Annotated in this window: 27 protein-coding genes; 14 read left to right on the top strand and 13 right to left on the bottom strand. The window is 75.1% G+C overall.

The window, feature by feature from the left end:
* Positions 1-97 precede the first annotated feature (97 nt).
* Both CELF_RS19520 and CELF_RS11235 read left to right on the top strand, forming a co-directional pair.
* Positions 98-1306 (top strand): TM2 domain-containing protein, encoded by a 1209-nt coding sequence (locus CELF_RS19520; protein ID WP_013771380.1) that lies wholly within the window; start codon positions 98-100, stop codon positions 1304-1306.
* 73 nt (positions 1307-1379) lie between these two features.
* Entirely contained in the window at positions 1380-1694 is a 315-nt protein-coding gene (locus CELF_RS11235; RefSeq protein ID WP_013771379.1) for a hypothetical protein, read from the top strand.
* 109 nt (positions 1695-1803) lie between these two features.
* Here the strand turns inward: CELF_RS11235 and CELF_RS21375 are convergent, their stop codons facing one another.
* Positions 1804-2898, bottom strand: a complete 1095-nt coding sequence (locus tag CELF_RS21375) for a DUF4190 domain-containing protein (RefSeq protein ID WP_013771378.1) — start codon at positions 2896-2898, stop codon at positions 1804-1806.
* 145 nt (positions 2899-3043) lie between these two features.
* Entirely contained in the window at positions 3044-4468 is a 1425-nt protein-coding gene (gene glnA / locus CELF_RS11225) for a type I glutamate--ammonia ligase (RefSeq protein ID WP_013771377.1), read from the bottom strand.
* A 232-nt stretch (positions 4469-4700) separates the two neighbouring features.
* Between glnA and CELF_RS11220 the strand changes: the two genes are divergently transcribed.
* Positions 4701-5180, top strand: a complete 480-nt coding sequence (locus CELF_RS11220; RefSeq protein WP_013771376.1) for an RDD family protein — start codon at positions 4701-4703, stop codon at positions 5178-5180.
* 18 nt (positions 5181-5198) lie between these two features.
* Here the strand turns inward: CELF_RS11220 and CELF_RS11215 are convergent, their stop codons facing one another.
* The 3 genes from CELF_RS11215 to lipA all read right to left on the bottom strand — a co-directional run bounded on the left by CELF_RS11215 (position 5199) and on the right by lipA (position 7578).
* A complete protein-coding gene (locus tag CELF_RS11215; RefSeq protein WP_013771375.1) occupies positions 5199-5789 on the bottom strand; it encodes a class I SAM-dependent methyltransferase in 591 nt (196 codons plus the stop codon).
* Between the two features lie 18 nt (positions 5790-5807).
* The gene (locus tag CELF_RS11210; RefSeq protein WP_013771374.1) at positions 5808-6515 is read right to left on the bottom strand and encodes a DUF4191 domain-containing protein; all 708 of its coding nucleotides are present in this window, start codon (positions 6513-6515) and stop codon (positions 5808-5810) included.
* A gap of 61 nt (positions 6516-6576) precedes the next feature.
* Positions 6577-7578: a lipoyl synthase gene (gene lipA, locus CELF_RS11205; protein WP_013771373.1), complete on the bottom strand. Its 1002-nt coding sequence runs from the start codon at positions 7576-7578 to the stop codon at positions 6577-6579.
* A gap of 186 nt (positions 7579-7764) precedes the next feature.
* On the opposite strand from lipA, the gene CELF_RS11200 reads away from it, so the two are divergent.
* Positions 7765-8268, top strand: coding sequence for a flavodoxin domain-containing protein (locus tag CELF_RS11200; RefSeq protein WP_013771372.1), 504 nt, complete (start codon positions 7765-7767; stop codon positions 8266-8268).
* 9 nt (positions 8269-8277) lie between these two features.
* Here CELF_RS11200 and lipB read toward each other — a convergent pair whose 3' ends face one another.
* Together lipB and CELF_RS11190 are read right to left on the bottom strand one after the other, a co-directional pair.
* Complete coding sequence (lipB, locus tag CELF_RS11195) at positions 8278-9006, bottom strand: lipoyl(octanoyl) transferase LipB (protein WP_013771371.1); 729 nt, start codon at positions 9004-9006, stop codon at positions 8278-8280.
* Between the two features lie 5 nt (positions 9007-9011).
* Positions 9012-9542, bottom strand: coding sequence for a MarR family winged helix-turn-helix transcriptional regulator (locus CELF_RS11190; protein WP_013771370.1), 531 nt, complete (start codon positions 9540-9542; stop codon positions 9012-9014).
* A 42-nt stretch (positions 9543-9584) separates the two neighbouring features.
* Here CELF_RS11190 and CELF_RS11185 point away from each other — a divergent pair, with 42 nt between their 5' ends.
* Genes CELF_RS11185 through CELF_RS11175 form a run of 3 tightly spaced genes read left to right on the top strand, consistent with a single transcriptional unit; the run spans position 9585 to position 14414 of the window.
* On the top strand, positions 9585-11882 hold the full coding sequence (locus CELF_RS11185) for an MMPL family transporter (protein ID WP_013771369.1): 2298 nt from the start codon (positions 9585-9587) through the stop codon (positions 11880-11882).
* A gap of 5 nt (positions 11883-11887) precedes the next feature.
* Positions 11888-12934: a Gfo/Idh/MocA family protein gene (locus tag CELF_RS11180; protein ID WP_013771368.1), complete on the top strand. Its 1047-nt coding sequence runs from the start codon at positions 11888-11890 to the stop codon at positions 12932-12934.
* Positions 12935-12965: 31 nt separating this feature from the next.
* The gene (locus tag CELF_RS11175; RefSeq protein WP_013771367.1) at positions 12966-14414 is read left to right on the top strand and encodes a serine/threonine-protein kinase; all 1449 of its coding nucleotides are present in this window, start codon (positions 12966-12968) and stop codon (positions 14412-14414) included.
* Positions 14415-14417: 3 nt separating this feature from the next.
* Here CELF_RS11175 and CELF_RS11170 read toward each other — a convergent pair whose 3' ends face one another.
* From CELF_RS11170 to lpdA, 3 genes are all read right to left on the bottom strand, one after another.
* Positions 14418-15308 (bottom strand): TIGR01777 family oxidoreductase, encoded by an 891-nt coding sequence (locus CELF_RS11170; RefSeq protein ID WP_013771366.1) that lies wholly within the window; start codon positions 15306-15308, stop codon positions 14418-14420.
* 142 nt (positions 15309-15450) lie between these two features.
* Entirely contained in the window at positions 15451-17310 is a 1860-nt protein-coding gene (gene sucB, locus CELF_RS11165) for a 2-oxoglutarate dehydrogenase, E2 component, dihydrolipoamide succinyltransferase (RefSeq protein ID WP_013771365.1), read from the bottom strand.
* Positions 17311-17340: 30 nt separating this feature from the next.
* Positions 17341-18726 carry a dihydrolipoyl dehydrogenase gene (gene lpdA, locus CELF_RS11160; RefSeq protein WP_013771364.1) on the bottom strand — a complete coding sequence of 462 codons (1386 nt, stop codon included), beginning with the start codon at positions 18724-18726 and terminating at the stop codon, positions 17341-17343.
* A gap of 181 nt (positions 18727-18907) precedes the next feature.
* On the opposite strand from lpdA, the gene CELF_RS11155 reads away from it, so the two are divergent.
* A complete protein-coding gene (locus tag CELF_RS11155; RefSeq protein ID WP_013771363.1) occupies positions 18908-19246 on the top strand; it encodes a hypothetical protein in 339 nt (112 codons plus the stop codon).
* Between the two features lie 59 nt (positions 19247-19305).
* On the opposite strand, the gene CELF_RS11150 is transcribed toward CELF_RS11155, so the two are convergent.
* Positions 19306-20790 (bottom strand): leucyl aminopeptidase, encoded by a 1485-nt coding sequence (locus CELF_RS11150; protein WP_013771362.1) that lies wholly within the window; start codon positions 20788-20790, stop codon positions 19306-19308.
* Positions 20791-20898: 108 nt separating this feature from the next.
* Between CELF_RS11150 and CELF_RS11145 the strand changes: the two genes are divergently transcribed.
* The 4 genes from CELF_RS11145 to CELF_RS11130 are packed head-to-tail and all read left to right on the top strand — an operon-like array spanning position 20899 to position 22967.
* On the top strand, positions 20899-21258 hold the full coding sequence (locus tag CELF_RS11145) for a hypothetical protein (RefSeq protein ID WP_013771361.1): 360 nt from the start codon (positions 20899-20901) through the stop codon (positions 21256-21258).
* A complete protein-coding gene (locus CELF_RS11140; protein WP_013771360.1) occupies positions 21255-21686 on the top strand; it encodes a hypothetical protein in 432 nt (143 codons plus the stop codon). The genes CELF_RS11145 and CELF_RS11140 overlap by 4 nt, the downstream gene beginning before the upstream one ends.
* A gap of 4 nt (positions 21687-21690) precedes the next feature.
* Positions 21691-22755 carry a quinone-dependent dihydroorotate dehydrogenase gene (locus tag CELF_RS11135; protein ID WP_013771359.1) on the top strand — a complete coding sequence of 355 codons (1065 nt, stop codon included), beginning with the start codon at positions 21691-21693 and terminating at the stop codon, positions 22753-22755.
* Positions 22755-22967 (top strand): hypothetical protein, encoded by a 213-nt coding sequence (locus tag CELF_RS11130; protein WP_013771358.1) that lies wholly within the window; start codon positions 22755-22757, stop codon positions 22965-22967. The genes CELF_RS11135 and CELF_RS11130 overlap by 1 nt, the downstream gene beginning before the upstream one ends.
* A gap of 28 nt (positions 22968-22995) precedes the next feature.
* Here CELF_RS11130 and yczR read toward each other — a convergent pair whose 3' ends face one another.
* The gene (gene yczR, locus CELF_RS11125; RefSeq protein WP_013771357.1) at positions 22996-24453 is read right to left on the bottom strand and encodes a MocR-like transcription factor YczR; all 1458 of its coding nucleotides are present in this window, start codon (positions 24451-24453) and stop codon (positions 22996-22998) included.
* 62 nt (positions 24454-24515) lie between these two features.
* On the opposite strand from yczR, the gene CELF_RS20445 reads away from it, so the two are divergent.
* Together CELF_RS20445 and yczE are read left to right on the top strand one after the other, a co-directional pair.
* Entirely contained in the window at positions 24516-24707 is a 192-nt protein-coding gene (locus CELF_RS20445) for a hypothetical protein (protein ID WP_013771356.1), read from the top strand.
* A complete protein-coding gene (yczE, locus tag CELF_RS11120) occupies positions 24704-25444 on the top strand; it encodes a membrane protein YczE (RefSeq protein ID WP_013771355.1) in 741 nt (246 codons plus the stop codon). The genes CELF_RS20445 and yczE overlap by 4 nt, the downstream gene beginning before the upstream one ends.
* 81 nt (positions 25445-25525) lie before the next feature.
* On the opposite strand, the gene CELF_RS11115 is transcribed toward yczE, so the two are convergent.
* Complete coding sequence (locus tag CELF_RS11115) at positions 25526-26533, bottom strand: aldo/keto reductase family protein (protein WP_013771354.1); 1008 nt, start codon at positions 26531-26533, stop codon at positions 25526-25528.
* Between the last annotated feature and the right edge of the window lie 8 nt (positions 26534-26541).

The following is a 26541-nucleotide window of genomic DNA, read 5'->3' as shown; positions in this document are numbered from 1 at the left end:
CTGCGCGATCCCGGGACGCGCCGGCCGTCCGGCCCCTAGGGTCGCGCGCGCGGCCCGCGCCTCGCGGACCGCACCCTCTCGCTGATCGGAGCGCACATTGTCCTCGGAGACACCCGAACCGGGTCAGGACGCCGACTTCCCGCTCGGGGCGCCCCCGCCCTCGCTCGCCAAGGAGCCGGCTGCCCCGACGCCGTCGGACGCCCCGGCCCCCGCGCCCGCTCCGCAGGCTCCGGCGCCTGCCGCCGCGCAGCCGCCGTACCCCCAGCCCGGCAACCCGCAGCCGGGCTACCCGCAGCCCGGCCACCCCCGGCCCGGCTACCCGCAGCCTGCCTACCCGCAGGCTGCGTACCCCCAGCCGGGGTACGGGCAGGCGGCCTACCCGCCTCCCGCGGGGATGCCCGTGCCGTCGCCGGACGGTGAGTCGGACAAGACGTTCCTCGTCACCTGGCTGCTGTCGCTCCTCGTCGGCGGCTTCGGCGTCGACCGGTTCTACCTGGGCAAGATCGGCACCGGCATCGCCAAGCTCCTCACGTGCGGCGGCTGCGGCGTGTGGTGGCTCGTCGACCTGATCCTCGTCCTGACCAACTCGACGAAGGACAAGCACGGGCGCCGCCTGGCCGGCTACGAGCAGAACAAGAAGGTCGCGCTGATCGTCAGCGCCGTCGTCGTGGCGCTCAGCCTCGTCTCGTCCGCGCTGGAGGCACCCGACCGGATCGCCCGGATGAACGCCCGCGCGGACAGCGTGGAGTCGCAGCTCGACGAGCTGCAGGAGGGCGCGGCCGCGGCCGCCGAGGAGTCGGCGCAGGAGCCGGTCGAGGAGCCCCTCCCCGAGGAGCCCGCCGCCGAGGAGCCCGCCGCCGAGCAGGGCACGCGTGAGAACCCGCTCCCGCTGGGCACGCCCGTGACCGTCGAGGACTACGACGGCCCGGCGTGGGAGGTCACGCTCGGCGCGCCGACCTACGACGCGACCGAGGCCGTCCGCGCCGCGAACCAGTTCAACGAGGAGGCGCCGGCCGGGCTCACGTACGTCGTCGTCCCGGTGACGGTCACGCGCCTGGGGGCGGCCGCCGAGGCCCCGTGGATCGGTCTGAACATCGAGTACGTCACGGCGTCCGGCACGACGCACACCTCCGCCGACACCATGGCGGTGGCGCCCGAGCCGACGTTCAACGACATCAACGAGCTCTACACGGGTGCCTCCGGCGCCGGGAACGTCGTGCTGGCCGTGCCCACGGGCGACGCCGGTACGGGCGCGTGGAAGATCTCGGCCATGTTCGGCGACGAGGTGTTCGTCGCCGGGGCCTGACGCCCAGGGCGCGTCGGCCGCGTGCGGGCCGACGCGCCCTGGTCCGGGCCGACCGGACGGGGGAGGAGCGCGCATGGAGCGGTCCGAGAGGGCTCGCGACCGCCGGTTCGTCGTGCGGCTCGTCGCCGTGCTCGCGTGCGTCCTGGTCGTGCTCCTGCTGCTCGTCGTGCGGTCCGCGCACGAGGCGTGCATGACGGCGGAGCTGTCGCTGCTCGACGCGACCATGGACCGGGCCGACATCTGCCGGGCGCGGTGGACGCCTCGCCGCTGGGCCGACCTCGCGGGGCTCGCCGGGGTCGGCGCCGCCGGGCTCGCGCTGCTCGGGACCCTCGTCGTCGGCGTCCGTCGACGGTCGCGGCGGCGGCGGGCCGGGCGCGTCGTGCGCTGACCTCCGCCCGGCTGTGCCGGCCCGACGTGGTGTTCCGGCTCATGGCGACGAGCGCCGCACCCCCGCAGGGCGTGCAGGGGACGCTCGACTGCCTGCGCCCCCAGAAGCGCTACGGCCCCGTGACCGTGCCGTCGAGCACCGAGCCGCGCAGGTCGGGGAGCTCGGTCGCCACCGCGCAGTAGGCGGTCTGCGCCCCCGACTCCCAGTCGTCCGGGTGCGGGTAGCTGACGTCCGTCCAGACCACCCACTCGTCGACCAGCCCTGGAGCGCTGCGCTCGATCCGCGCGGCGCACTGGGTGAACCCCTCGGCGTAGCCCGGGTCCGGTGGCTCGGCGTACGAGTCGATCGGGCTCGTCATCGGCAGCACGGACACGATCTCGAGCGCGTGCGGCTCGCTGCAGTCCACCGGGTCGGCGCTGCCGAGGTCGTACGAGCCCGGGTACTCGCGCAGGCAGTCGCCGACCTCCAGGTCCGAGCGCAGCGTGTAGTCCGGGAGCTCGTCGTCGAGCGTCAGCCCCGTGACGTCGGGGTTCGACCACGCCCAGACCGCGAGCCACACGAGGCCGCCGAAGACGAGGGTGCTGACCGCACCGACGACGACACCCGCGATCGCCATCCCGCGACCCTTCGTGCCGCGCCGGCGGATGCGGCGCAGCGCCGCGATGCCGAGGCCGACGCCCACCGGTCCGGGCAGACCGCCCAGGACGAGCAGACCCCCGACGCTCGTGGCGAGCGAGGCGGTCGCGAGCCCCTCCGTCGGCGGCGTGATCGGGGCGCCGTACCCGAACGGCACGCCGTACGGCGCGGGGGCGGCGTAGGACGGGGGCCCGCCGGAGGCGGGCGGTGCGCCGGGGGGCTGCGCACCGTAGGTCCCGGGGGGTGCGTCGCCGGCCGGTGCCGGGGGGCTGTAGGCCGCGGCGGGGGCGGGTTGGCCGTACCCGGCAGGTGCGGCGTACCCGGCAGGCGGCGCGTAGGCGCCCGGCTGCCCGTGGGGCGGGGAAGGGAAGGGCGCCGTCCCGGGGCCCGAGGCGTACGGCGTGGGGGCGCCGTACGGCGTCGACGGCGGAGCCGCAGGCGGGGCGTACGGCGAGGCGGCGGCCGGCGGGTGCGGGTCGGCGGCCCGTCCGGCGTCGGGCTCGAGACGCCTGCCGGCCGGCGGTGCGAACGGCGTGCCGCCCGACTCGTTCCCCGTGTGCTCGCTCACGGCCGAACCGTACTGGACCGTACGGCGCAGCGGTGCCAGGTTTCGACCGGTTCACCCATGTGCGGAGCCCCCGCCGCCACGAGGGCGACGGGGGCTCCGTCACTGCAGGTCACCGGCCCCTGGGAGCAGCCAGGGGCCGGGACGATCACACGTCGAAGTAGAGCTCGAACTCGTGCGGGTGCGGCCGCAGACGGATCGGGTCCACCTCGGCGGAGCGCTTGTAGTCGATCCACGTCGAGATGAGGTCCGGCGTGAAGACGTTGCCGGCGGTCAGCCAGTCGTGGTCGGCCTCGAGGTTGTCGAGCACCTCGCCGAGCGAGCCCGGGACCTGCTCGATGAGCGCGTGCTCCTCGGGGGGCAGCTCGTAGAGGTCCTTGTCGACCGGCTCCGGCGGCTCGATGCGGTTCTGGATGCCGTCGAGGCCCGCCATGAGCATGGCCGCGAACGCCAGGTACGGGTTCGACGACGGGTCCGGCACGCGGAACTCGATGCGCTTGGCCTTCGGGTTCGAACCGGTGACCGGGATGCGGATGCACGCGGAGCGGTTGCGGGCCGAGTAGACCAGGTTGACCGGCGCCTCGAAGCCGGGGACCAGGCGGTGGTAGGAGTTCACCGTCGGGTTCGTGAACGCCAGCAGCGCGGGGGCGTGCTTGAGCAGGCCGCCGATGTACCAGCGGGCCATGTCGGACAGGCCGCCGTAGCCCTTCTCGTCGAAGAACAGCGGCTTGCCGTCCTTCCACAGGGACTGGTGCACGTGCATGCCCGAGCCGTTGTCGCCGAACAGGGGCTTCGGCATGAAGGTCGCGGTCTTGCCGGCCTCGTGCGCCACGTTCTTCACGACGTACTTGAACAGCTGCACCTTGTCGGCCGACTTGGCGAGCGTGTCGAAGCGGTAGTTGATCTCGGCCTGGCCGGCGGTGCCGACCTCGTGGTGCGCGCGCTCGACCTCGAGGCCGAGGGCGTCCAGCTGCAGCGAGATCTTGTCGCGCAGGTCGGCGAAGTGGTCGACCGGCGGGACGGGGAAGTAGCCGCCCTTGTAGGGCGTCTTGTGTCCGAGGTTGCCGCCCTCCTCCTTGCGACCGGTGTTCCACGCGGCCTCGATGGAGTCGATGTAGTAGAACGACGCGTCCTGGCGGGTCTGGAAGCGCACGTCGTCGAAGACGTAGAACTCGGCCTCGGGGGCGAAGAACGCGGTGTCGGCGATGCCCGTCGACTTGAGGTACGCCTCGGCCTTGGCGGCGACCTGGCGCGGGTCGCGGCTGTAGGGCTCGTCGGTGTACGGGTCGACGATGTGGAAGTTGATGTTCAGCGTCTTCTCGACCCGGAAGGGGTCGATGTAGGCGGTCGTGACGTCGGGGATGAGCTTCATGTCCGACTCGTGGATCGCCTGGAAGCCACGGATCGACGACCCGTCGAACATCTGGCCCTCGGTGAAGAAGTTCGCGTCCACGGACGCGGCGGGCACGTTGAAGTGCTGCATCACGCCGGGCAGGTCGCAGAACCGGACGTCGATGAACTTGACGTCCTCGCTCTTGATGAAGGCCAGTACTTCCTCTGGCTTGCTGAACATCCGCTGCTCCTCGGTTGTGTGTCCACCCTGGGGTCGGGCTCCGCCGAGGCTATGGGCGGGGAGTTTCTCTGCGGTGTACCCATTGTTTCCGCGGTGTTACGTCGGCGGTGCGGGTGTAACGATCGCGCGAACTCCTGGGCGGACGTCCGGCACGTGCCGCCGGTCGTCACGCCGGGGCGTGCCGGGACGACGCCGTCCGCCCGCCTACCCTGGTGCGGTGGCACGCGACGACATGAGCAGCTGGCTCGAGGGGGCCCCCACGACGGGCACGACGCGCGGCGCGCGACTGGGCCTGCCGGGCAGCGGACGGGGGTCGCTCGCGCCGACGGCGCGCCGGCTCGCGGCGCTGGTCGTCGACTGGACCGTGTGCCTGCTCATCTCCGCGGCGTTCTTCCCCGCGGACCGCTCGGCGTTCGTGCTGTCCCAGGGCAACCCGACCGCGACGCTGGCGGTCTTCGCCCTCGAGAACGTCCTGCTCGTCGGCACCGTCGGGTACACGCTCGGCCACCGCCTGCTCGGGCTGCGCGTGCGGCGTGTCGCCCCGACGCCCCCGGGAGCAGAGCCTCTGCCGGACGACGGACACGCGCCCGGGCTCGTGCCGGGCCTCGTGCGCGGTCTGCTGCTGTGCCTGGTGATCCCGGCCGTGGTCTGGGACGCGGACGGTCGCGGCCTGCACGACCGGCTCGCCGGCACGGCGATCGTGCGCCGCTGAGCCGCGCACCCGCCCGCGTCAGGCGGGTGCGCGCCAGGTGAGGCTGTAGCGCCAGTACAGGTGCCGCCGCCACCGCACCCCGGGCAGGAGGGCGCGCGCGGTGTCCCGCACCTCGCCGTAGGCCTCGCGCGGGTCGGTGACCGGGGACCCGTGCTCCCACGTCCCCCGCGCACGGTCGACGACGGCCGCAACGGGGACGGCGGCGACGCTCAGCAGCGCGTCCGCGGGTGTCCGCACGGCGGCCAGCCCGACGACGACGAGGTGCCCGCCGGGGGCCGTCAACGACGCCAGCCGCCGCAGACCGGCGCGCAGGTCGAGGTGGTGCAGCGTCGCGACGCACGTGACGAGGTCGAAACGGCCGTCGTGCGGGACGTCGAGCGCGTCGCCGAGCAGGTAGTGCAGGCCGTCGGAGTCCGCGTGGGCGCGAGCCCGGGCGACCTGGTCCGCATCGGCGTCGACCCCGGTCACCGACGGGACGCCCGCCGCGCGCAGGCGACGCGTGAGCAGCCCCTCGCCGCAGCCCACGTCGAGCGCGGTGCGGGCACCGGGGGCGTGCCGCAGCGCGAGCCGGTGGTAGTGCGTGTTGTGGTTCCAGCGCTCCTCGCCCATGCGGGCGACCGTAGCGGGTCAGCGTCCGCGCATGCCCTTGCGGTCGGGGCGCGCACGCATCGGGTCGACGCCCTTCGGCACCGGCAGCCGGACCGCGCCGAGCGCCGTCAGACGCTTGCCGACCTCGGCGACCTCCTGCTTGGTGAGCTGCGGGCGCAGCTTCTGCACGGTGCGCGGCAGCTTGCGCAGCGGCACCTGACCCTCGCCGTCGCCGACCTGGATGAGCGTGATCGGCGCACCCGAGATGACGCGGGCGGTGCGCTTGCGCTCCGCCTCGAGCAGGCGGCCGACGCGCGGCGCGGGCCCCTCCGAGACGAGCACGACGCCCGCGCGGCCGAGGCCGCGGAAGACGAGGTCCTGGGTGCGCGGGTCGACCGCGACGGGCTCCTCGGTGAACGTCCAGCCGCGCCGCAGCGTGCCGAGCGCGGCCCGCGACGACCCGGGCTGCCCGGCGATGCGCGTGTAGGCGGCGGTCTCGGCGCGGCGGGCCAGGACGAACATCGCCCCGAGCAGCGCGAAGGGGACACCGAGGAGCAGGAAGTAGACGACCGGGCCCGCGATGAGCCCGATGACCAGGGCCACCGCGACGATGCCGAAGAACACCGCGAGGATCAGCCAGGTGATCGCCGGGTCGCTCTGGCGGGTCATCTGGTACGCCTGCCAGACCTGGTGGTACCAGCGGGTCTTGCGGACCTTCCCGGAGGAGGCGTTCGTGTCGCGGGCCATGGCGTCGGAGTCTACCGACCGCGGCGACCCGTGGCGGACCAGGACGGTGCCGCCCCGACGCTCAGCGGGCGAGCAGGCTCGCGGCCTCCTGGCGCGCGGTCGTCGGCTCGCCGAGGTGGGCCAGCGCCGCGGGGATCTCGATGCCGCGGTGCCGCATGGCCTGGCCCCACAGCCGGCCGGCGCGGTACGACGAGCGGACCAGCGGGCCGGACATGACGCCGAGGAAGCCCAGCTCCTGCGCGTGCTCGGACAGCTCGACGAACTCCTCGGGCCGCACCCAGCGGTCGACGGGGTGGTGCCGCAGCGACGGGCGCAGGTACTGCGTGATGGTGACGAGGTCGCAGCCCGCGTCGACGAGGTCCCGCAGCGCGGCCTTGACCTCGTCGATCGTCTCGCCCATGCCGAGGATGAGGTTGGACTTGGTGACCAGGCCGGCCTCGCGCGCCCGTGTCAGCACCGACAGCGACCGCTCGTAGCGGAAGCCGGGGCGGATCTGCTTGAAGATGCGCGGCACGGTCTCGAGGTTGTGCGCGAGCACCTCGGGCCGCGACTCGTTGACCTGGTCGAGCAGCTCCGGGACCGCGTTGAAGTCGGGGATCAGCAGCTCGACGCCCGTGCCGGGGTTGACCGCGTGGATCTGGCGGACCGTCTCGGCGTACAGCCAGGCGCCGCCGTCGGGCAGGTCGTCGCGCGCGACACCCGTGACGGTCGCGTACTTGAGCCCCATCGCCTGCACGGACGCGGCGACGCGGCGGGGCTCGTCGGCGTCGAAGTCCGCGGGCTTGCCCGTGTCGATCTGGCAGAAGTCGCAGCGCCGCGTGCACTGGTCGCCGCCGATGAGGAACGTCGCCTCGCGGTCCTCCCAGCACTCGAAGATGTTGGGGCAGCCCGCCTCCTCGCAGACCGTGTGCAGGCCCTCGCGCTTCACCAGGCCCTTGAGGTCGCTGTACTCGGGGCCCATCGTCGCGCGCGTACGGATCCACTCGGGCTTCTTCTCGATCGGCGTCGCCGCGTTGCGTGCCTCGACGCGGAGCATGCGGCGGCCCTCGGGAGCGATCGTCACAGCCGTCAGACTAACCCGCGCCCGTCGCGGTGCCCGCGCGGGGAGTCGCACGTCACAGGACGTGGGACCTGAGTCCCGTGCGCGTGCGCGGGCACCGGGTGAGGCTGGGGGGCGTCGGAGACGTGCCTTCGGGCAGGGGACAGGCGCGCGGGCGCCGCGACGTCGCCGCACCGACAGGGAGGGACGATGAAGATCCTCATGACCGTCGCGTCGCGCCACGGCGGGACGCGCGAGATCGGCGAGGTGGTCGCGCAGACCCTGCGGGACGCGGGCCACGACGTCGACGAGACCAGCCCCGACGACGTCGAGCACGTCACGGGCTACGACGCCGTCGTGATCGGCTCGGCGGTGTACGTCGGGCGGCTCGCGGCGTCCGTCCGCGACCTCGTCGAGCGGCAGGGGGCGCACCTGCGGTCGATGCCCGTGTGGCTGTTCTGGTCCGGCCCGGTGGGCGACCCGCCCATGCCGCCGACCGTCCCGGACGACGTCGACGTCGTCGCGGAGCACGCCGGCGCGCGCGAGACGCGGTGCTTCGTCGGGCGGATCGAGCGTTCCGAGCTCAACCTCAACGAGCGCGCCCTGGTCGCGCTGGTTCGCGCGGAGACGGGCGACTATCGCGACTTCGAGGACGTCCGCTCGTGGGCGGACGAGCTCGTCCAGCGGCTCGCGGAGCTCGACCGGGTCGGGTGAGCGCAGGCGTCAGTCGGACGCGGGGCGGGCGCCGGTCGCCACGCCCGCGTCCGTCGTCGCGAACGCCTGCGGTGCGGGCGCGGCGAGGAGCGGCGTGAGGGTGGCGACGAGGTGGCCCCGGACGAGGGGGACGACCTCGTCGATGGTGACGCGCCGGCCCGTCTCGAGGGTCAGCGACGTGACGTCCGCGTCGTCGATGCCGCACGGCACGATGCGGTCGAACGCGTGCAGGTCGGGCTCGCAGTTCAGCGCGAAGCCGTGCATGGTGACGCCCCGCGCGACGCGCACACCGATCGCGGCGACCTTGCGCTCACGTCGCGGCGGGCGGCCGTCGCCGCCCGGGTCGGCCGCGAACCAGACGCCGCTGCGTCCCTCGACGCGGATCGCGTGCAGGCCGAGGTCCGCGCACGTGCGGATCAGCGCCTCCTCGAGCGCGCGCACGTACCGGACGACGTCGACGGGCTGGGCGAGACGCACGATCGGGTAGCCGACCAGCTGCCCCGGCCCGTGCCACGTGATCCGTCCGCCGCGGTCGACGTCGACCACGGGTGTGCCGTCGACCGGGCGGTCCCACGTCGCCGTGCGGCGTCCTGCCGTGTAGACGTCTTCGTGCTCGCACAGGAGCACGGTGTCCTCGCGCTCGCCGGCCGCCACCGCGGCGTGCACCTCGCGCTGCAGCGCCCAGGTCGGCTCGTAGGGGAGCAGGCGGGTGCCGAGGTCGAGCGCGTCGAACAGCATGCGGGTCAGGCTAACCCCGCGGGCTCGGGGGCGTCGGCCGGGGTCGTGGGCGGCTCCGGACGCGCGACGAGGACGAGGAGCCCGCGCAGCTGCTCGACCTGCTCGGGTGTCAGGCCGCGCGTCACGAGCTCCTCGGCGAGCTGCTGGTCGGCGGCGGCCCGCAGCGCGGCCAGGCCCGCCGGGGTCGCGGTGATGACGTGCCGACGCCGGTCCTCGTGGTGCGGGGACCGCTCGACGTAGCCGGTGCGCTCCATGCGGGCCAGGACGCGGCTCATCGTCTGCTCGGTGACGCCGCACGCGCCCGCGAGCTCGCGCTGGGAGTACGGGGCGCGGGCGAGGTGCACGAGCACCGGCAGGCTCGCGTGGTTGAGGTCCCAGCCGGCGAGGTGGGCGTTCCACTCGCGCTCGACGCGCCGCGCGGCGGCGGACAGCAGGCGTCCGACCGGCCACTGCGCCGGGTCGGACGAGGCGGGGTCGCGGGTCTCCCCGTGGGGGCCGTGCTCCCGCGGGGCGTCGTGGTCGAGCCCGTCGTGCACCCTGCGTGATCCTTTCGTTTGCGGTCGCGAGCCGCGCCACCCATGATACTCAGCATGCTGAGCAATCGCCGGGCGACCGTCCTCCGCTCCCTCGCCGTCACCGTGGCCCTGCTGGCCTGGCTCGCCATCGGGGCGGTCGGGGGCATGGCGCAGGGCAAGCTGGGTCAGGTCCAGACGAACGACGCCGCGGCTTTCCTCCCGACGTCGGCCGAGTCCACACGGGCGGCCGAGGCGGGGCGCGCGTTCGTCGACACGCCGACCCTACCGGCGCTCGTCGCGATGGAGCCCGCCGACGGTGGCGACGTCACCCCGGAGCAGGTCGCCGCCGCAGGGGAGTGGGCCGCGGGCGTCCCCGACCGCGAGCTGCCCGGCGGTGACGGCGACACCTGGTCCGACTACCTGCTCGCGGACCCCGTCGTCGTGCCCTCGCAGGACGGGCTCGCGCTGCTCGGCGTCTTCTCGCTCGACGCCGACCGCGCCGACGCGCAGGTCGACGAGGAGTCCGTCACCGACCTGTTCGTCTCCGACCTGCGCACCTCGCTCGAGGAGGACCTCGGCGCGACCGCCACGACCGCGGGCGACCTCGGCCTGCACGCCTGGGTCACCGGACCCGCCGGGTTCGTCGCCGACCTCGTCACCGCGTTCGGCGGGATCGACGGCGTGCTCCTGCTCGTCGCGCTCGGCGCGGTGCTCGTCATCCTCGTGCTCGTCTACCGGTCGCCGTTCCTGCCGTTCGTCGTCATCCTCACGGCCGTCTTCGCGCTCAGCCTCGCGGGGCTCGTCGTCTACCAGCTCGCCGCCAACGACGTGCTGATCCTCAACGGGCAGTCCCAGGGCATCCTGTCGATCCTCGTCGTCGGCGCGAGCGTCGACTACGCGCTGCTGCTCGTCGCCCGCTACCGCGAGGAGCTGCGCCGCGCGGAGCACCCCGCGACGGCCATGCGCCGGGCGCTGCGAGCGTGCTTCGAGCCCGTCGCCGCGTCCGCCGGCACCGTCGCCGCGGGCGTGCTGTGCCTCCTGCTGTCCGACCTCGGCTCCAACCGCTCGCTCGGCCCGGTCGCCGCGATCGGCATCGCGTCGTCCTTCCTCGCCGCGCTCACGCTGCTGCCCGCGTTCCTGCTCGTGCTCGGCCGCCGCTCACGCGCCCTGTTCTGGCCGCGCGTGCCCCGCCCGGTCACCACCGCGCCCGCGACGCAGGGCACCCACGCCGCGGCCACCGCGGACGCCGCCGACGCGACCGGCCTGTGGGGTCGCCTCGCCCGCTGGGTCGCGCGTCGCGCGCGTCCCGTCTGGGTCGCCACGGCCCTCGTGCTCGTCGCGGGCGCCGCGTTCCTGCCGACGTTCCAGGCCGGCGGCACCGACCAGGCCGACGTGTTCCTCACCGAGGTCGACGCCGTGACCGGCGAGGAGGTGCTCGCCGAGCACTTCCCGGTCGGCGCGGTGCAGCCGATCACCGTCATCACCGCGCAGGACACCGCCGACGACGTCGCCACGGCCGTCGAGGACCTCGACGGCGTCGAGACCGTGACCCCGTACACCGGCGCCGCGTCGGGCGCGCCCACCGGTGCCCCGCAGGGGGCCGCCGAGCCCGTCGTCGTCGACGGCACCGTCCGCCTCGACGTCACGACCACGGCACCGTCCGACTCCCAGGAGGCCGTCGACGTCGTCGCCGACGTCCGCACCGCCGCGCAGGACGTCGACCCCGACGCGCTCGTCGGCGGCGCCGCCGCCGAGACCCTCGACTCGCAGGACGCCGCGCGGCACGACCTGCGCGTCATCGTGCCCGTCGTCCTGGCCGTCATCGGGCTGATCCTCATGCTCCTGCTGCGGTCCGTCGTCGCCGCCGTCGTGCTGCTCGGCGCGAACGTCCTGTCGTTCGCCGCGACGCTCGGCGTGTCCGCGATCCTCTTCAACCACGTGCTCGACCTGCCGCCCGCCGACCCCGCCGTGCCGCTCTACGGGTTCGTGTTCCTCGTCGCCCTCGGCGTCGACTACACGATCTTCCTCATGACCCGCGTCCGGGAGGAGTCGCTGCGGGTCGGCACGCGCGCGGGCGTCGTGCGCGGCCTCGCCGTCACGGGCGGGGTCATCACGTCCGCGGGCGTCGTGCTCGCCGTCACGTTCGCCGCGCTGGGCGTCATCCCGCTGCTGTTCCTCGCCCAGCTCGCCGTCATCGTGGCGCTCGGCGTGCTGCTCGACACCACGGTCGTCCGCTCGCTGCTGGTCCCTGCGCTCGTGCACGACCTCGGCGACCGCACGTGGTGGCCGTCGCGGCTGGCGCGGGGCCAGGTGGGCGGCGCGCACGCCACGGCCGAGCCCGTGGGCGCGACCGTAGAGTGAGCCGCATGGAGTCGCTGCGGGTCGGTCTCGTCGGCTACGGCGGAGCAGGTCGGGGGATCCACGCCCGCCTGCTGCGCGAGGCGCACCAGCGTGTGACGCACGTCGTCACGCGCAGCCGCGCCGCCCAGGTGCACCAGGACTGGCCGCACGCCGTGGTCGTCCCCGACGTGGGCGCGCTGCTGGAGCACGCGGGCGAGCTCGACCTCGTGGTCGTCGCCAGCCCCACGGGCGAGCACGTCGCGCACGTGCTCGCCGCGCTCGACGCGGGACTGCACGTGCTGGTCGACAAGCCGCTCGCGACCACGACCCACGACGCCCAGCGCCTCGTGGACGCGTCGCTGCACGTCGGCGGCCGGCTCACGGTCTTCCAGAACCGGCGGTGGGACCCGGAGCAGCTCGCGCTGCGGGCGCTGCTCGAGGCCGGGACGCTCGGGCGCGTGCATCGGTTCGAGCGGCGGTGGGAGAGGTTCCGGCCCGTGCCGCAGGACCGGTGGAAGGAGAACGACCCGTCCGCGGGTGGGCTGCTGCTCGACCTCGGTGCGCACCTCGTCGACTCCGCGGTCCAGCTCTTCGGGCCGGTGCGCTCGGTGTACGCGGAGCTCGCCGCACGCTCCACTCCCGCCGTCGACGACGTCTTCCTCGCTCTCGTGCACGCCGACGCGCACGACGGCACGCCCGGCGTCGTCAGCCACCTTCAGGCGGGGGCCGTGGTGGGCGCCCCCGGGCCGCGGACCCGCGTGCTCGGCGACGAGGCCGCCTACCTCGTGACGAGCTTCGAGGGTGAGGCGACCCCGTTCTCCGTGCTCGACGCGGCCTACGAGGACGGCCGGCGCCCCGGCGAGCCGAGGCACGAGGGATGGCTCGTGCGCGGCGCGGAGCGCGAACCGGTCCCGGCACCTGCGGGTGGTCACGTCGACCTGTACCGCGAGGTCGTGCGCTGGGTGCTCGACGGCGGGCCGCCGCCCGTCGACCCGGCGGACGCGGTCCGCACCGCGCGCGTGCTCGACGCGGCGCGCACGTCGGCCGCCGAGGGGGTCGTCGTCCGGCTCTGACGCCGACGGTCCCCGCGCCGCGGTCGGCCCTGTGGACGACGCCGACGGCGGGGCCGCGACGACCGGTTCGATGGGCGCCATGGACGCCTACCTCGTGCCCGCCGACGTCCGGGCGCTGCTCGACGGCGGCGCGTTCCGGGTCGTCGCGCCCGCGGGCCCCGACGGGACCGGCTGGCTCGCGGCCGCGACCGACGGCTCGGGCCGCCACCTCGAGGTGCACGTGCTGCCCACGGGCCTGGACGACGCCGTCGCAGCCCGCGTGGAACGGCTGCGCGCGCTGTGCCACGAGCACCTGCCGGTGCTGCTCGACGCGGTCGAGATCGGCCCGGGGCGGACCGCGCTCGTCGTCGAGCACATGCCGGGCCGGTCGCTCGCCGAGCTGCGCGCCGAGCGCGCGCCGCTGTCCGACGGCGAGGCGGTGACCGTCGCCGTCCCCGTGGCCTGGGCGCTCGGGGCGCTGCACGACGCGGGCCTCGTGCACGGCGCCGTCGGCGCCGCGACGGTGGTCGTGCGGCCCGACGGGCGTCCCGCCCTCGTCGACCTGCGCAGCGTGGTGCTCGGCACCGGCGGCCCGCCTGACGGCGACCTGCGCCGGCTCGCCGCGACGCTCCTGGCCCAGCTGCCGGACGCCGACGTGGCGCTCGTGGCGGGTCCGGCGCGCGCCACGCTGCGCGACGCGCTCGAACCGCTCGCGCAGGCACCGAGCCTGACGGCCGGCCAGGTCGTCGACCGCTGCTTCGACTCCGCCGAGGCCGAGCCGGTGCGCCTGCCCGACGCCGGGGCGCTCGCCGCTCGGGACCTGCGCGCCGCACCACCGCGCGCCGACCCGCTCCCGCGGCGTGCACGGCCCGCGCGCGAGCGGCGGCGGCGTTCTCTCGTCGTCGGTGCCGTCGCGACGGCCGGGGCGCTCGTGACGACGGCCGCCCTCGTGGTCGGGGCGGTCGTGCTGCTGGGCGGTGGCGACCGCGGTGCCACGCCCACGGTGCACCGGCAGGCGGGAGTCGCCGCGGGGCCCGGGGGCTCGCGCGACGACGCCGTCGCCGCCGCGGTGCGGCTCACGCAGGAGCGGGCGCAGGTCCTGGCCGCGGGCGACGCCCAGCGGCTCGCCCAGGTCGAGGTCGTCGACGGCCCCGCCCACCGGGCCGACGTGGCCGTCGTGGCGGGGCTCGCCGGCGCGCGGCTCGACGGGCTCGCCGCCGAGGTGACTCACGCGGCGCTCGCGGACGTCGATCCCGGTGCGTCCGCGGACGGCGGGGCCGGCGGTCGCGCGGACGTCGAGGGCGTGGGCGCCGCCGGCGCGGTCGACGAGGAGGACGTCGCGGTGCGCGTGACGTCCGTGATGTCCGCGCACCGGCTGCTCGCAGCGGACGGCACGGTGTCCGACGTGCCCGCGTCCGCACCGCGCACCGTCGTGCTCGTGCTCCGCTGGACGGACGCCGGCTGGCGCGTGCTCGACGTCACCGACGCGAGCGCCGCCTGAGGGTCAGCGTCCCGCAGCCACCCAGGCTGCGGCGGCGGCGAGGTCCGGGTGCACGGGCCGGAAGCCGGTCGCCGTGAGCACGGCCGGCTCGGCCCGGATCGAGCCGAGGACCTCCGACGAGAAGTCCCGCAGGACGGTCCGCAGCGCCCACGCGGGAACCGGCACGGCTGCCGGCCGGTGGTGCGCCGCGGCCAGCGCCCGCACGACGTCGGCGTTGCGGTCGGCGCGCGTCACGAGGTTCACCGGTCCGGAGACCGGGGTGGTGAGCAGGTGCTCGATCGCGCGGACCTCGTCGACCAGCGTGAGCCAGGGCCAGAACTGGCGGCCGGAGCCCAGGCGCCCGCCGACGCCCAGCCGGATCAGGGGGAGCAGGCGGCCGAGCGCGCCGCCCGACGGGCCGAGCACGATGCCGGTGCGCAGCAGCACGACGCGCACCCCGGCGTCGGCGGCCGGTGCCGCGGCGGCCTCCCACTGCCGCACGACGTCGGCGAAGAAGGTGCGTCCGAGCGGTTCCTGCTCGTCCAGCACGTCGTCGCCGCGGTCCCCGTAGGCGCCGATGCCCGACGCCTGCAGCAGGGCGCGCGGGCCGTCGTCCAGGGACGCGAGCGTGCGGGCGAGCAGACCCGTGGAGTCGACCCGCGACGCGACGACCTCGCGCTTGCGGGCCTCCGTGAGCAGGCGGGAGCCCGCGTTGACGCCGGCGAGGTCGACGACCGCGTCGACGCCGGCGAGGTCGCGCGCGTCGAGCCGGCCGGCCGCGGGGTCCCAGCGGATCTCGTCGGGCCGCTGCGGCGCGCGTCGCACCAGGGTGCGGACGGTGTGGCCGTGCGCGCGCAGCTCGGGGACGAGCGCGCTGCCGATGAACCCGCTGGACCCCGCCACGACCACGTGCATGCGGTCACCCTAGGCGCGCGCGCCCCGCCGGGCGCGGCGGCAGGGCCAGGGACGACGACGGCCCGGGTCCGTGGGGGACCCGGGCCGTCGTGCGTCACCGGTCAGGCCCGTGGACCCTGCGGTGCGTCAGGCGTGCGTGCCGTCAGAGGCCGACCTCGGACTCGAACGCGCCCTCCTCGATGCGGGCCTTGACCGCGGAGAGGTAGCGCGACGCGTCCGCGCCGTCGACGAGCCGGTGGTCGTACGACAGGCACAGGTAGCACATCGACCGGATCGCGATGACCTCCTCGCCGTCCGCGCCCTTGACCACGACGGGGCGCTTGACGATCGCGCCCGTGCCGAGGATGGCCGACGTTCCGGTCGGGACGATCGGCGTGTCGATGAGCGCGCCGCCCGAGCCGGTGTTCGTGACCGTGAACGTCGCACCGGACAGCTCGTCCGGCGTGACCTTGTTGGCGCGCGTGCGGGCCGCGAGGTCGGCGATCTTGCGCGCGATGCCGGCGAGGTTGAGGTCGCCCGCGTCGCGGATCACGGGCGTGAGCAGGCCGCGCTCGGTGTCGACCGCGATCGCCACGTTCTCCTGGCCGTGGTAGGTGATCTGGTTGCCCTCGAGCACCCCGTTGATCTTCGGGTAGGCCTTGAGCGACTCGACCGCGGCCTGGACGAAGAACGGCAGGAACGTGAGGTTCACACCCTCGCGAGCCTTGAAGTCGTCCTTCGCGCGGGCGCGCAGGCGGGCGACCTTGGTGACGTCGACCTCGACCACGGTCGTGAGCTGCGCCTGCGTGTGCAGGGCCTCGACCATGCGCTCGGCGATGATCTGCCGCAGCCGGCTCGCCTTCTCGGTGGTGCCGCGCAGCGGAGACACCGACGGGACGGACGCGGCCTTGGGTGCGGCCGCTGCCGGAGCCTCGGCGGCGGGTGCCGCCTGCGCGGCCTTGGCGGCCTCCGCCTTCGCGGCTGCCTCGAGCACGTCCTCCTTGCGGATGCGGCCGCCGACGCCCGTGCCCGTGAGGGTCGTGACGTCGACCCCCTTCTCGGCCGCGAGCTTGCGGACGAGCGGGGTGAGGTAGGAGCCGGCGGCGCTCGCTGCCGACGCGGTGGTCGCCGAGGCGGTCGGCTGCTGCGCGGCGGCCTGCTGCGCGGCGGGGGCCTGGCCGGCGGACTGCGCCGACTCGGCCTCGGGCGCGGGCGCCTCGTAGCCGCCGGCCTGCGGGGCCGCGGGCTGCGCGGGCGCGGGAGCGGGCGTGGCCGGCACGGGGGCCGGCTCGGCCTGCGGAGCGGGCGCGGGGGCCGGGGCAGCCGGGGCGGGTGCGGCCGCCGGGGTGGCGGCACCGGAGCCCACGATCGCCAGGACGGCGCCGACCTCGACGGTCTCGTCCTCCTGGACGCGGATCTCCTGCACGGTGCCCGCGACGGGCGACGGGATCTCGGTGTCGACCTTGTCGGTGGAGATCTCGAGCAGCGGCTCGTCGACCTCGACGGTGTCGCCGACGGCCTTGAGCCAGCGGGTGACGGTGCCCTCGGTCACGGACTCGCCGAGCGCGGGGAGGGTGACCTCCTGGCCGTCGCCGGACGACCCCTGCGCCGCTGCGGGCTGCTCGGCCGGCTGCTCGGCGGCCGGCGCGGGCGCCGCCTCCTCGTGCTGCTCGACGGGCTGCTGCGCGGGCTGCGCCTCGGCGGCGGGCTCCTCGGCGGGCGCCTGCTCGGCGGGCGCCTCCTGCGGGGCCGCGTCCTGGGCGGCGCCGTCGCCGCCCGCACCCTCGCCGGAGCCGATGACGGCCAGCGTGGCGCCGACCTCGACGGTCTCGTCCTCCTGGACGAGGATCTGCTCGAGCACGCCCGCGAACGGCGACGGGATCTCGGTGTCGACCTTGTCGGTCGAGATCTCGAGCAGGGGCTCGTCGACCTCCACGCGGTCGCCCACGTTCTTCAGCCAGCGGGTGACGGTGCCCTCGGTGACGGACTCACCGAGAGCGGGAAGCTGCACGTTGTCGGACATGACCGCTCGTGTCTCCTTCGATCGTGGGGGTCAGTTGTGGGCGTGCAGCGGCTTGCCGGCGAGCGCCAGGTGGGCCTCGCCGAGCGCCTCGTTCTGCGTCGGGTGGGCGTGGATCAGGGAGGCGACGTCCTCGGGGTAGGCCTCCCAGTTCACGATGAGCTGGCCCTCGCCGATGAGCTCGCCGACGCGGTCGCCGATCATGTGCACGCCGACGACGGGACCGTCCTTCTGGCGCACGAGCTTGATGAAGCCCTGCGTGTCGAGGATCTTGCTCTTGCCGTTGCCGGCCAGGTTGTACTCGAGCGTCTCGACGGCGTCCTCGCCGTGGACCTCCTTGGCGGCGGCCTCGGTGAGGCCGACGGACGCGACCTCGGGGTGCGAGTACGTCACGCGCGGGATGCCGGACTCGACGATCGGCTGGGGGTTGAGCCCGGCGATCTGCTCGGCGACGAAGATGCCCTGCGCGAAGCCGCGGTGCGCGAGCTGCAGCCCGGGGACGATGTCGCCGACGGCCCAAATGTTGCCGACGCCCGTGTGCAGCTTCTCGTCGGTGATGACGAAGCCGCGGTCGAGCGTGATGCCCTGCTCCTCGTAGCCGACGCCGGACGTGCGCGGCCCGCGGCCGACGGCCACCAGCAGGAGGTCGGCGTCGAACGACTTGCCGTCCTCGAGCGTGACGTGCACGCCGCTGTCGTTCTGGGTCACGCCCTGGAAGCGGACGCCGAGGTTGAACGCGATGCCGCGCTTGCGGAAGGCCCGCTCGAACGCCTTGGACAGGGCGACGTCCTCGTTGGGGACCAGGTGGGGGAGTGCCTCGATGATCGTGACGTCGGCGCCGAACGACTTCCAGACGCTCGCGAACTCCGAGCCGATGACGCCGCCGCCGAGGATGATCGCCGACTTCGGCACGAAGTCGAGCTGGAGGGCCTGGTCGGACGTGATGACCCGGCCGCCGATCTCCAGACCGGGCAGGGACCGGGCGTAGGAGCCGGTCGCCAGGATGATGTGCTCTCCCGTGTACGTCGTCTCGCCGACCTGGACCGCGTTCGGGCCGACGAGCTTGCCGAAGCCCTCGACCACGGTGATCTTGCGGGACTTGATGAGCCCCTGCAGGCCCTTGTACAGGCCGCCGATCACGGTGTCCTTGTACTGGTTCACGCCGCCCATGTCGATGCGCTCGAGCGTGGCGTGGACGCCGAAGTGCGCGCCCTCACGGGCGTTGTCGGCGAGCTCTGCCGCGTGCAGCAGCGCCTTGGTGGGGATGCACCCGTTGTGCAGGCAGGTGCCGCCGACCTTGTCGGCCTCGATGAGGGCGACGTTCTTGCCCAGCTGGGCGGCGCGCAGAGCTGCGGCGTAGCCGCCGCTCCCCGCTCCCAGGACGACGATGTCGAAAGCGGTGCCGTTCGTGTCGGCCACGTGCAGACTCCTATGCGCAGGCGTGTGGGTCTCGAAGCTCGCCGACCATCTTGTCATCCCGTCAAGGTACGAACGACCTCGACGAGCAGCGTGGACGTGTGATGCTCGGAACAGTCGTCCCATGAATGCCGTCGAGCGGGCTCCCAGCGCACGTCCAGGGGGCGTCGGTACGCTCGCCGCCATGGCCTGGTTCTCGCGCCGCCGCCGGCACGCGCCGGACCCCGCACCGTCCGACCGGGCGGCGCGCGAGGCGACGCTCGCCCACCTGCGGGACTTCGTCGCGACCCGTGTGGGCGTCGAGGCCTACGTCGAGCCCGCGACCCGCGTCACGCAGACCACCATGATGCTCGTCGCGACCGACGGGGAGTGGACCCGCCGGCGCGTGCCCGACCCCGGGACCGCCTGGGACCTCGCGCGCGGGCTCGGCATCCCCGTCTACGACGTGCAGCGCACGGGGTACCCGCAGCGCGTGCGGGACTGGAACGCCCGCCAGCGCATCGAGCGCCGTCGCCGGGTGTAGCCGACGAGGGGCGGCCGCCCCGGCACCTGCCGGGCGGCCGCCCCTCGCGTCGTGGCTCGTCAGGCGCTCGCGCGCCCCTCGAGCAGCGCGAGCAGGGTCCGCACCCCGACGCCGGTCCCGCCGACGGGCGTGTAGCCGTGCGCGGACTTCTCGTTGAACGCCGGACCCGCGATGTCGAGGTGCGCCCACGGCGTGGAGCCCACGAACTCCTGCAGGAAGATGCCGGCCGTCAGCATCCCGCCGAAGCGGTCGCCGATGTTCGCCAGGTCCGCGACCTTCGACTTCAGCCCCGCCTTGAGGTCGGCGGGCAGCGGCATCGGCCAGAACTGCTCGCCGGCCGTCCGGGCGGCGGTCACGACCTCGTCGCGCACGGCGTCGGCTCCCATCACGGCCGACACCCGGTGCCCGAGCGCCACCATCTGCGCGCCCGTGAGCGTCGCGATGTCGATGACGACGTCCGGCTTCTCCTCGGTCGCGGCGACCAGGCCGTCGGCCATGACGAGACGTCCCTCGGCGTCGGTGTTGAGGACCTCGACCGTCTTGCCGCCGCGGATCGTGATGACGTCCGACGGCCGCTGCGCGGTGCCCGACGGCATGTTCTCGGCGAGGCACAGCCAGCCCGTGACGGCGACCGGCAGGCCGAGCCGTGCGGCGGCGACGACCGTGTGCAGCACGGCCGCGGCGCCGGCCATGTCGGACTTCATCGCCTCCATGCCGGCAGCGGGCTTGATCGAGATGCCGCCCGAGTCGAACGTGATCCCCTTGCCCACCAGCGCGACCGTGGCCTTCGGGCGCGAGGGGCTGTACGCGACGCGCACGAGCCGCGGACCGCGTGCCGACCCCTGGCCGACCCCGACCAGGCCGCCGTACCCGCCGGACGCGAGCGCCTTCTCGTCGAGCACCGAGACCTTGAGGCCCTTGGCGCCGGACTCCTTCACGACCGCCTTCGCGGCGTCGGCGAACGCCTCGGGGTACAGGTCGTTCGGGGCGGTGTTCACGAGGTCGCGCGTCGCTCGCACCGCGGCGGCGACGACCTCGGCGCGCTGCACGGCGTCCTTCGCGTCGCGCGAGCGGCCCAGCGAGGTGACGACGTGGACGTCGGCGACGGGCGCCTTCGCGGCGGCCCCGGGCGCCCGGTACCGCGTGAACGTGTACGCGCCGAGCAGCGCGCCCTCGGTCACGGCGGCGAGCCGCTCGACGTCCTCGGCGGGCAGCGTCAGCGCGACCGACGCGGTGCCCGCGAGCTCACGCGTGGCCGCGCCCGCGGCGCGGCGCAGGCCCTCGGGCGTCAGTGCGTCGGCCGGGCCGACGCCCACGAGCACCACCACGGCGGCCTTCGTCCCGAGCCCGGGGACGCGGCGGACCTCGTCGGGGGCGCCGGTCACCCCGAGCGCCTCCGCGTCGCGCGTGAGCGCGGTGCGCAGGTCCTTCGGGAGCCAGGCGGCGCCGAGCAGGGACGGCGCGCCGTCCTTCTGGGCGACGCCGACGACGACCGCGTCGACGGCGAGACGGGCAGGGTCGGCAGAGGTGAGGGTGACGGTCACGCGCCCGATCGTAGTTCGTCGCGGTCGACGCGCCGCGGGACCGGGACCGGCGCGGCGGCGCGCGGGCGGGCCCTGTGCACCCGGTCCACGCCGGTACGGTGGGGCCCCGTGACCGTCCCCCTCGTCGTCCTCGTGGCCGCCGTGTGCGTCGCGCTCGCCGGCTGGGCCGCGTGGTTCGTCGCGCGCGACCGCGCCGTCGTGCTGCGCCAGCTGTGGGGGGCGGCGGTCGTCGAGGGGCTGCTCGTGGTCCAGGCCGTCGTGGCCGGCGTCCTCGCGGTGACCGGCTCGCCCGACGTCGATGCCGCCCTCTTCTGGGGCTACGTCGTCACGCAGGCGGTCGTCCTGCCGTTCGCGGCCGCCTGGGCGTTCGCGGAGCGAACCCGGTGGAGCTCGGTCGTGCTGCTCGTCGCGGCCCTGACCGTCGCGTTCCTCGAGTACCGCCTGCTGCAGATCTGGGGGGCCGCGTGAGCGCCGCGCCCCGGTCGACGGGCAGCGGGCCGGGCCGGCTCGTCGTCGCCGTGTACGGGATCCTCGCGCTCGCCGCGACCGCGCGGGGGGTCTTCCAGGTGACGACCAAGCTCGACGAGGCACCCGTCGCGTACGTGCTCTCGCTCGCCGCCGGGGTCGTGTACCTCGTCGCGACGTTCGCGCTCGCGACCGGACGGCGCACGCTCGCGTGGGTGACCGTGACCGTCGAGCTCGCCGGGGTGCTGGTCGTCGGCCTGCTCTCGCTCGTCGACGTCGCGGACTTCCCGGACGAGACGGTGTGGTCCGCCTTCGGGCGCGGCTACGGCTTCGTGCCGCTCGTCCTGCCCCTCGTCGGGCTGTGGTGGCTGTGGCGCACGGGCCGCGGCGCGGACGCCGCCGGGCAGGCTCCGCGCCAGCCCCTAGGGTGAAGCCGTGTACCGGCTCCTGTTCGACGTCGTCTTCCGTCGTCTCGACCCCGAGCGCGCGCACGAGCTCGCGTTCGGCGTGATCCGCGGCGTCGCCCGCGTGCCTGTCCTGCGGGGCGTCGTCGCGCGCCTGTTCGCCTCGCCGCCGTCGGGTGCCGTCCGGCTGTGGGGGCGGACGTTCCCGTCCGCGTTCGGCCTGGCCGCCGGGTTCGACAAGAACGCCGTGGGCGTCGCGGGACTGACGATGCTCGGCTTCGGCTTCGTCGAGGTCGGCACGGTCACCGCCCAGCCGCAGCCCGGCAACGAGCGCCCCCGGCTGTGGCGCGTCCTGGACCAGCGGGCGCTGCGCAACCGCATGGGCTTCAACAACGAGGGGTCCGCCGCCGTCGCCGCGCGCCTGCGACGGCTGCGTGCGACGCCCGCGGGCCGGCGGCTCGTGGTCGGCGTCAACATCGGCAAGACGAAGGTGACGCCCGCCGAGCAGGCGCCGGCCGACTACGCGACGAGCGCGTCCCGGCTCGCACCGTACGCCGACTACCTCGTCGTGAACGTCTCCTCGCCCAACACCCCCGGCCTGCGCGACCTGCAGGCCGTCGAGTCGCTGCGGCCGATCCTCGAGGCGACGCGCGTCGCCGCCGACGAGGCCACGGCGACGGCCGGCCGTCCCGCGGTCCCGCTGCTCGTCAAGATCGCCCCCGACCTGTCGGACGCCGACGTGGACGCCGTCGCGGACCTCGTCGCCGAGCTGGGCCTCGAGGGTGTCGTCGCCGTCAACACCACGGTCGCGCACGACCTGGGTCCCGGGGGCCTGTCCGGGCCGCCCGTGCTCGCCCGCGGTCTCGACGTCGTGGCGCGGCTGCGCGAGCGTCTGGGCAGCGAGGTCGTCATCATCGGCGTCGGCGGCATCACGACGCCGGCCGACGCGCGCGAGTACCTCGCGGTGGGCGCCACGCTCGTCCAGGGGTACACCGGCTTCATCTACCAGGGCCCGGGCTGGGCGGCGCGGATCGGGCGGGCGCTCGCGGCGGACGCCGTGCGGCGCGGCTCGACGACGGCCCCGGCGGCGGCGTGATGGTCGTGCGCCCGCAGTGGGAGTGGCAGTTCGAGGGCGCGGCCGGCGTCGTCCTCGAGCGCCCTGTCAGCCCGGTGTTCACGACGCAGTTCGACGCGGAGCAGTGGCTCGGCGAGACGTGGCGCGCGCTCGCCGGGCAGGGCGTGCGGGCCGTGCGGCTGCTCCACGAGGGTGCGCAGGCGACGCCGACCCTCACGCTGCCCGCCGCCTGACCCCGCACGAGAGCGCGACCCGCCGCGCTCAGACGACCGCACGCACCGGGGCGACCGGCTCCCACGTGGCCGACCCGAGGTCCTGCCACGCCGCCGCGAGGCCGAGGACCCCGCGCCGCAGCACGTCGGGCTCCTCCGCGAACGGCAGCCGCAGGTGGTCCTCCAGCGCGGTGTCGACGCCGAACGCGGGCCCGGGCACGACCCGGACGCCGTGCCGGACCGCGCTCGCTGCCAGCGCGGACGACACCGGAGCCCCCAGGTCGACCCACAGCGACAGCCCGCCGGCGGGCACCGGCACGTCCCAGGCCGGCAGCTGGTCGCGCAGCAGCCCGACGAGCAGGTCGCGGCGCTCGCGCAGCACCCGCCGGCGCGCCGCGAGCACGTCGTCGGCACGCTCGATGAGCTCGGCGACCACGAGCTGCTCCATCGGCGCCGTGCCGATGTCCACGTGCGCCCGCACCGACGCGAGCCGCCCGACGAGGTCGGGGTGCGCGCGCACCCAGCCGACCCGCAGCCCGCCCCAGAACGACTTGGACGCGGAGCCGATCGTCACGACGACGTGCGCGGCGGTGCCGTCGCCGGCGTAGAGCTCGGGTGCCGGGCCGTCGAGCGTGAGCTCGCGCAGCACCTCGTCGCCGACGACGGTGGTGCGGTAGCGCCGGGCCAGCGCCCGCACCTGCTCGCGCTGCGCCGGGTCGAGGCTCGTGCCCGTGGGGTTGCGGTGGTCGGGGATGAGGTAGACGAGCCGCGGCGCGACCTGCCGGAGGGTCGACTCGAGCAGGTCGACGTCGAGGCCGTCGGCGCCGCTCGGGACCGGGACCGGCCGGGCACCGGCGGCACGCACGACGTCCATGGCGTGCGGGTAGGTCGGCTGCTCGACGACGACGCGGTCGCCCGGTCCGGCGTGCGCTGCCACGAGCAGGTGGATCGCCTGCTGCGCGCCCGTCGTGACGAGGATCTGGTCCGGCGTCGTCGGTGCGCCGCGCCGGGTGTACCAGCGGGCGAGCGCGTCGCGCAGGACCGGCAGGCCGAGCGGGGAGTAGCCGGTGCCGGCGAGGTGGCGGGGGAGGGCGTCGAGGGCGGCGAGGTAGGCCGCGTGCAGCGCCGACGGTGCCGACGGGGCGGCGACGGACAGGTCGGCGAGCGAGTCGTCGCTCCCCGGTGGGACGGGTGTGGGGGTCCGGGCGCCGGGGGCGGTCGGGAGCGTGGTGACCGTCCCGCTGCCGCGGCGGCTCACGAGGTAGCCCTCGTCGCGCAGGAGCCCGTACGCGGCGGTGGCCGTCGTGCGGGAGATCCCGAGCGCGTCGGCGAGCTCGCGCTCGCCGGGCAGCCGCGTGCTCAGGGGGAGCGTGCCCGACAGGACGGCGGCGCGCAGCGCGTCGGCGAGGGCGGTGTACGCGGGCCCGGCGTGCTGCCACGCGCCGAGGAGCCGCGCGAGGCGCGTGCCCGCCATGCGGCGGTCGGTCGGCAGGTCGCTCACGGTCATGAGGCCACTTTCGCACAAGTGGCTATGGATCCGATAGCCAAACGGCGGCCAGTATCGTCGTCATGTGGAACGGATTGGGCGTCGCGGTGGTGTGGGGCGTGATCGGGGTGGGCATGCTGGCCGGGCTGGTCGTCGCGCTGGCCCGCGTCGTGCGGCAGGACGGGCGGGGCCACCGGCCGCCGCCGCGCAGCCGCGCGGACTGGTCCGCCGGCACGACGCTCGACGCCCGCTCGAGCGTGCGGATCGGGCTGTGACCCCGCTGGCCCGGCCGGCCGGCACCCGGCCCGTGCGCCGCGGTGCGCAGCTGCTCGTCGGGCTCGTCCTGTACGCCCTGTCCATCGCCCTGCTCGTGCACGCCGGCCAGGGCAGCATGCCGTGGGACGTGCTCACGCAGGGCGTCGTGCGCCGGACCGGCCTGTCGTTCGGCACCGTCACGCTGGCGATCAGCGTCGTCGTGCTGCTGTGCTGGTGGCCCCTGCGGCAGCGGCCCGGCATCGGCACCGTCGCGAACGTGCTCGTCATCGGAGCGCTCGTCGACCCGGCGCTCGCGGTCCTGTCACCCGTCCCGACGCCGCTGCCGGTCGCGGTCGGGCTCGCGGTGCTCGGCATCGTCCTCAACGCGCTCGCGACGGGCCTCTACGTCGGCGCCCGGCTCGGACCGGGCCCGCGCGACGGGCTCATGACGGGCCTGGTGGCACGCACCGGGCGGTCGGTGCGGCTCGTGCGGACCACGATCGAGGTGGTCGTCGTGTCGGCCGGCTGGCTTCTCGGCGGGACCGTCGGCTGGGCGACCCTCGCCTACGCGCTCGGCGTCGGCCCGCTCGCCCAGGTCTTCCTGCGCGCGCTCACGGTGCCTGCGGCGTCGGCGAGCACCGCCGCCGTCCCGCACGCCGCGCCCGTCGGCGCCGGGGTGCCGTCCGAGGACCCCACGGCCCGGGACGTGGACCCTGACCCGGACGCCGCGGGCGAGCGCGTCCCGGCCGCCTGCTGACGGCCGACCGCGCGGCCGACCCGGCCCGAGCACCACGGCGGCCCGCCCCCGGCCGGGGACGGGCCGCCGTCGGGTGCGCGGTCAGCGGCGCGGCGAGGACTTCGCCGTCTCGGCCGGGTCGGTCACCACGGAGTCGCCCAGGACCGTGTCGATCCGCTCCAGCAGCTCGGCGGGGATCGTCACGCCCGACGCCTTGACGTTCTCGGCCACCTGCTCGGGCCGGGACGCGCCGATGATGGCGGACGCGACGTTCGGGTTCTGCAGCACCCACGCGACGGCGAGCTGGGCCATCGTCAGGCCGAGCTCGTCGGCGACCGGGCGCAGCTCCTGCACGCGGGCCAGGGTCTCCTGCTGCTCCAGGAAGCGCCCGATCATGCGGGCGCCGCCCTTCTCGTCGGTCCCGCGCGACCCGGCGGGTGCAGGCTCGCCGGGCTTGTACTTGCCGGTGAGCACGCCCTGCGCGACGGGCGACCAGACGATCTGCGAGAGCCCGAGCTCGGCGGACGTCGGGACGACCTCGCCCTCGATCACGCGCCACAGCATCGAGTACTGCGGCTGGTTCGAGATGAGCCGGAACCCGAGGTCGGTCGCGAGCTCCTGGCCCGCGCGGATCTGGTCCGCGGTCCACTCGCTCACGCCGATGTACAGCGCCTTGCCCTGGCGCACGACGTCGGCGAACGCCTGCATCGTCTCCTCGAGCGGCGTGCCGTGGTCGAACCGGTGGGCCTGGTACAGGTCGACGTAGTCGGTCTGCAGGCGCTGCAGCGACCCGTCGATCGACTCGAGGACGTGCTTGCGGGACAGGCCGGAGTCGTTGGCCCCCTGCGGGCCCGTGGGCCAGTACACCTTGGTGAAGATCTCGAGGCTCTGCCGACGCTCGCCCTTCAGCGCCTCGCCGAGCACGCTCTCGGCGGCCGTGTTCGCGTACACGTCCGCCGTGTCGAACGTCGTGATGCCCGCGTCGAGCGCGGCGCGCACGCACGCCGTCGCCGTCTCGTTCTCCACCTGCGAGCCGTGCGTGAGCCAGTTGCCGTAGGTGATCTCGGTGATCTTGAGGCCGGATCGGCCCAGGTTCCGGTAGTTGACCATGACGTCAA

Origin of the sequence: Cellulomonas fimi ATCC 484, from assembly GCF_000212695.1 — a bacterium.
In the GTDB taxonomy this organism is placed as follows: Bacteria; Actinomycetota; Actinomycetes; order Actinomycetales; family Cellulomonadaceae; genus Cellulomonas; species Cellulomonas fimi.
This window is presented reverse-complemented; position numbering and strand designations above follow the sequence as displayed.

What these genes read in the sequence shown, in the direction of transcription:
- CELF_RS11235 (WP_013771379.1), top strand. Translation starts at nt 1,380, where the DNA reads ATGGAGCGGTCCGAGAGGGCTCGCGACCGCCGGTTCGTCGTGCGGCTC.
- glnA (WP_013771377.1), bottom strand. Translation starts at nt 4,468, where the DNA reads ATGTTCAGCAAGCCAGAGGAAGTACTGGCCTTCATCAAGAGCGAGGAC.
- CELF_RS11220 (WP_013771376.1), top strand. Translation starts at nt 4,701, where the DNA reads ATGAGCAGCTGGCTCGAGGGGGCCCCCACGACGGGCACGACGCGCGGC.
- CELF_RS11215 (WP_013771375.1), bottom strand. Translation starts at nt 5,789, where the DNA reads ATGGGCGAGGAGCGCTGGAACCACAACACGCACTACCACCGGCTCGCG.
- CELF_RS11210 (WP_013771374.1), bottom strand. Translation starts at nt 6,515, where the DNA reads ATGGCCCGCGACACGAACGCCTCCTCCGGGAAGGTCCGCAAGACCCGC.
- CELF_RS11200 (WP_013771372.1), top strand. Translation starts at nt 7,765, where the DNA reads ATGAAGATCCTCATGACCGTCGCGTCGCGCCACGGCGGGACGCGCGAG.
- lipB (WP_013771371.1), bottom strand. Translation starts at nt 9,006, where the DNA reads ATGCTGTTCGACGCGCTCGACCTCGGCACCCGCCTGCTCCCCTACGAG.
- CELF_RS11185 (WP_013771369.1), top strand. Translation starts at nt 9,585, where the DNA reads ATGATACTCAGCATGCTGAGCAATCGCCGGGCGACCGTCCTCCGCTCC.
- CELF_RS11180 (WP_013771368.1), top strand. Translation starts at nt 11,888, where the DNA reads ATGGAGTCGCTGCGGGTCGGTCTCGTCGGCTACGGCGGAGCAGGTCGG.
- CELF_RS11170 (WP_013771366.1), bottom strand. Translation starts at nt 15,308, where the DNA reads ATGCACGTGGTCGTGGCGGGGTCCAGCGGGTTCATCGGCAGCGCGCTC.
- sucB (WP_013771365.1), bottom strand. Translation starts at nt 17,310, where the DNA reads ATGTCCGACAACGTGCAGCTTCCCGCTCTCGGTGAGTCCGTCACCGAG.
- CELF_RS11155 (WP_013771363.1), top strand. Translation starts at nt 18,908, where the DNA reads ATGGCCTGGTTCTCGCGCCGCCGCCGGCACGCGCCGGACCCCGCACCG.
- CELF_RS11130 (WP_013771358.1), top strand. Translation starts at nt 22,755, where the DNA reads ATGGTCGTGCGCCCGCAGTGGGAGTGGCAGTTCGAGGGCGCGGCCGGC.
- yczR (WP_013771357.1), bottom strand. Translation starts at nt 24,453, where the DNA reads ATGACCGTGAGCGACCTGCCGACCGACCGCCGCATGGCGGGCACGCGC.
- CELF_RS20445 (WP_013771356.1), top strand. Translation starts at nt 24,516, where the DNA reads ATGTGGAACGGATTGGGCGTCGCGGTGGTGTGGGGCGTGATCGGGGTG.
- CELF_RS11115 (WP_013771354.1), bottom strand. Translation starts at nt 26,533, where the DNA reads ATGGTCAACTACCGGAACCTGGGCCGATCCGGCCTCAAGATCACCGAG.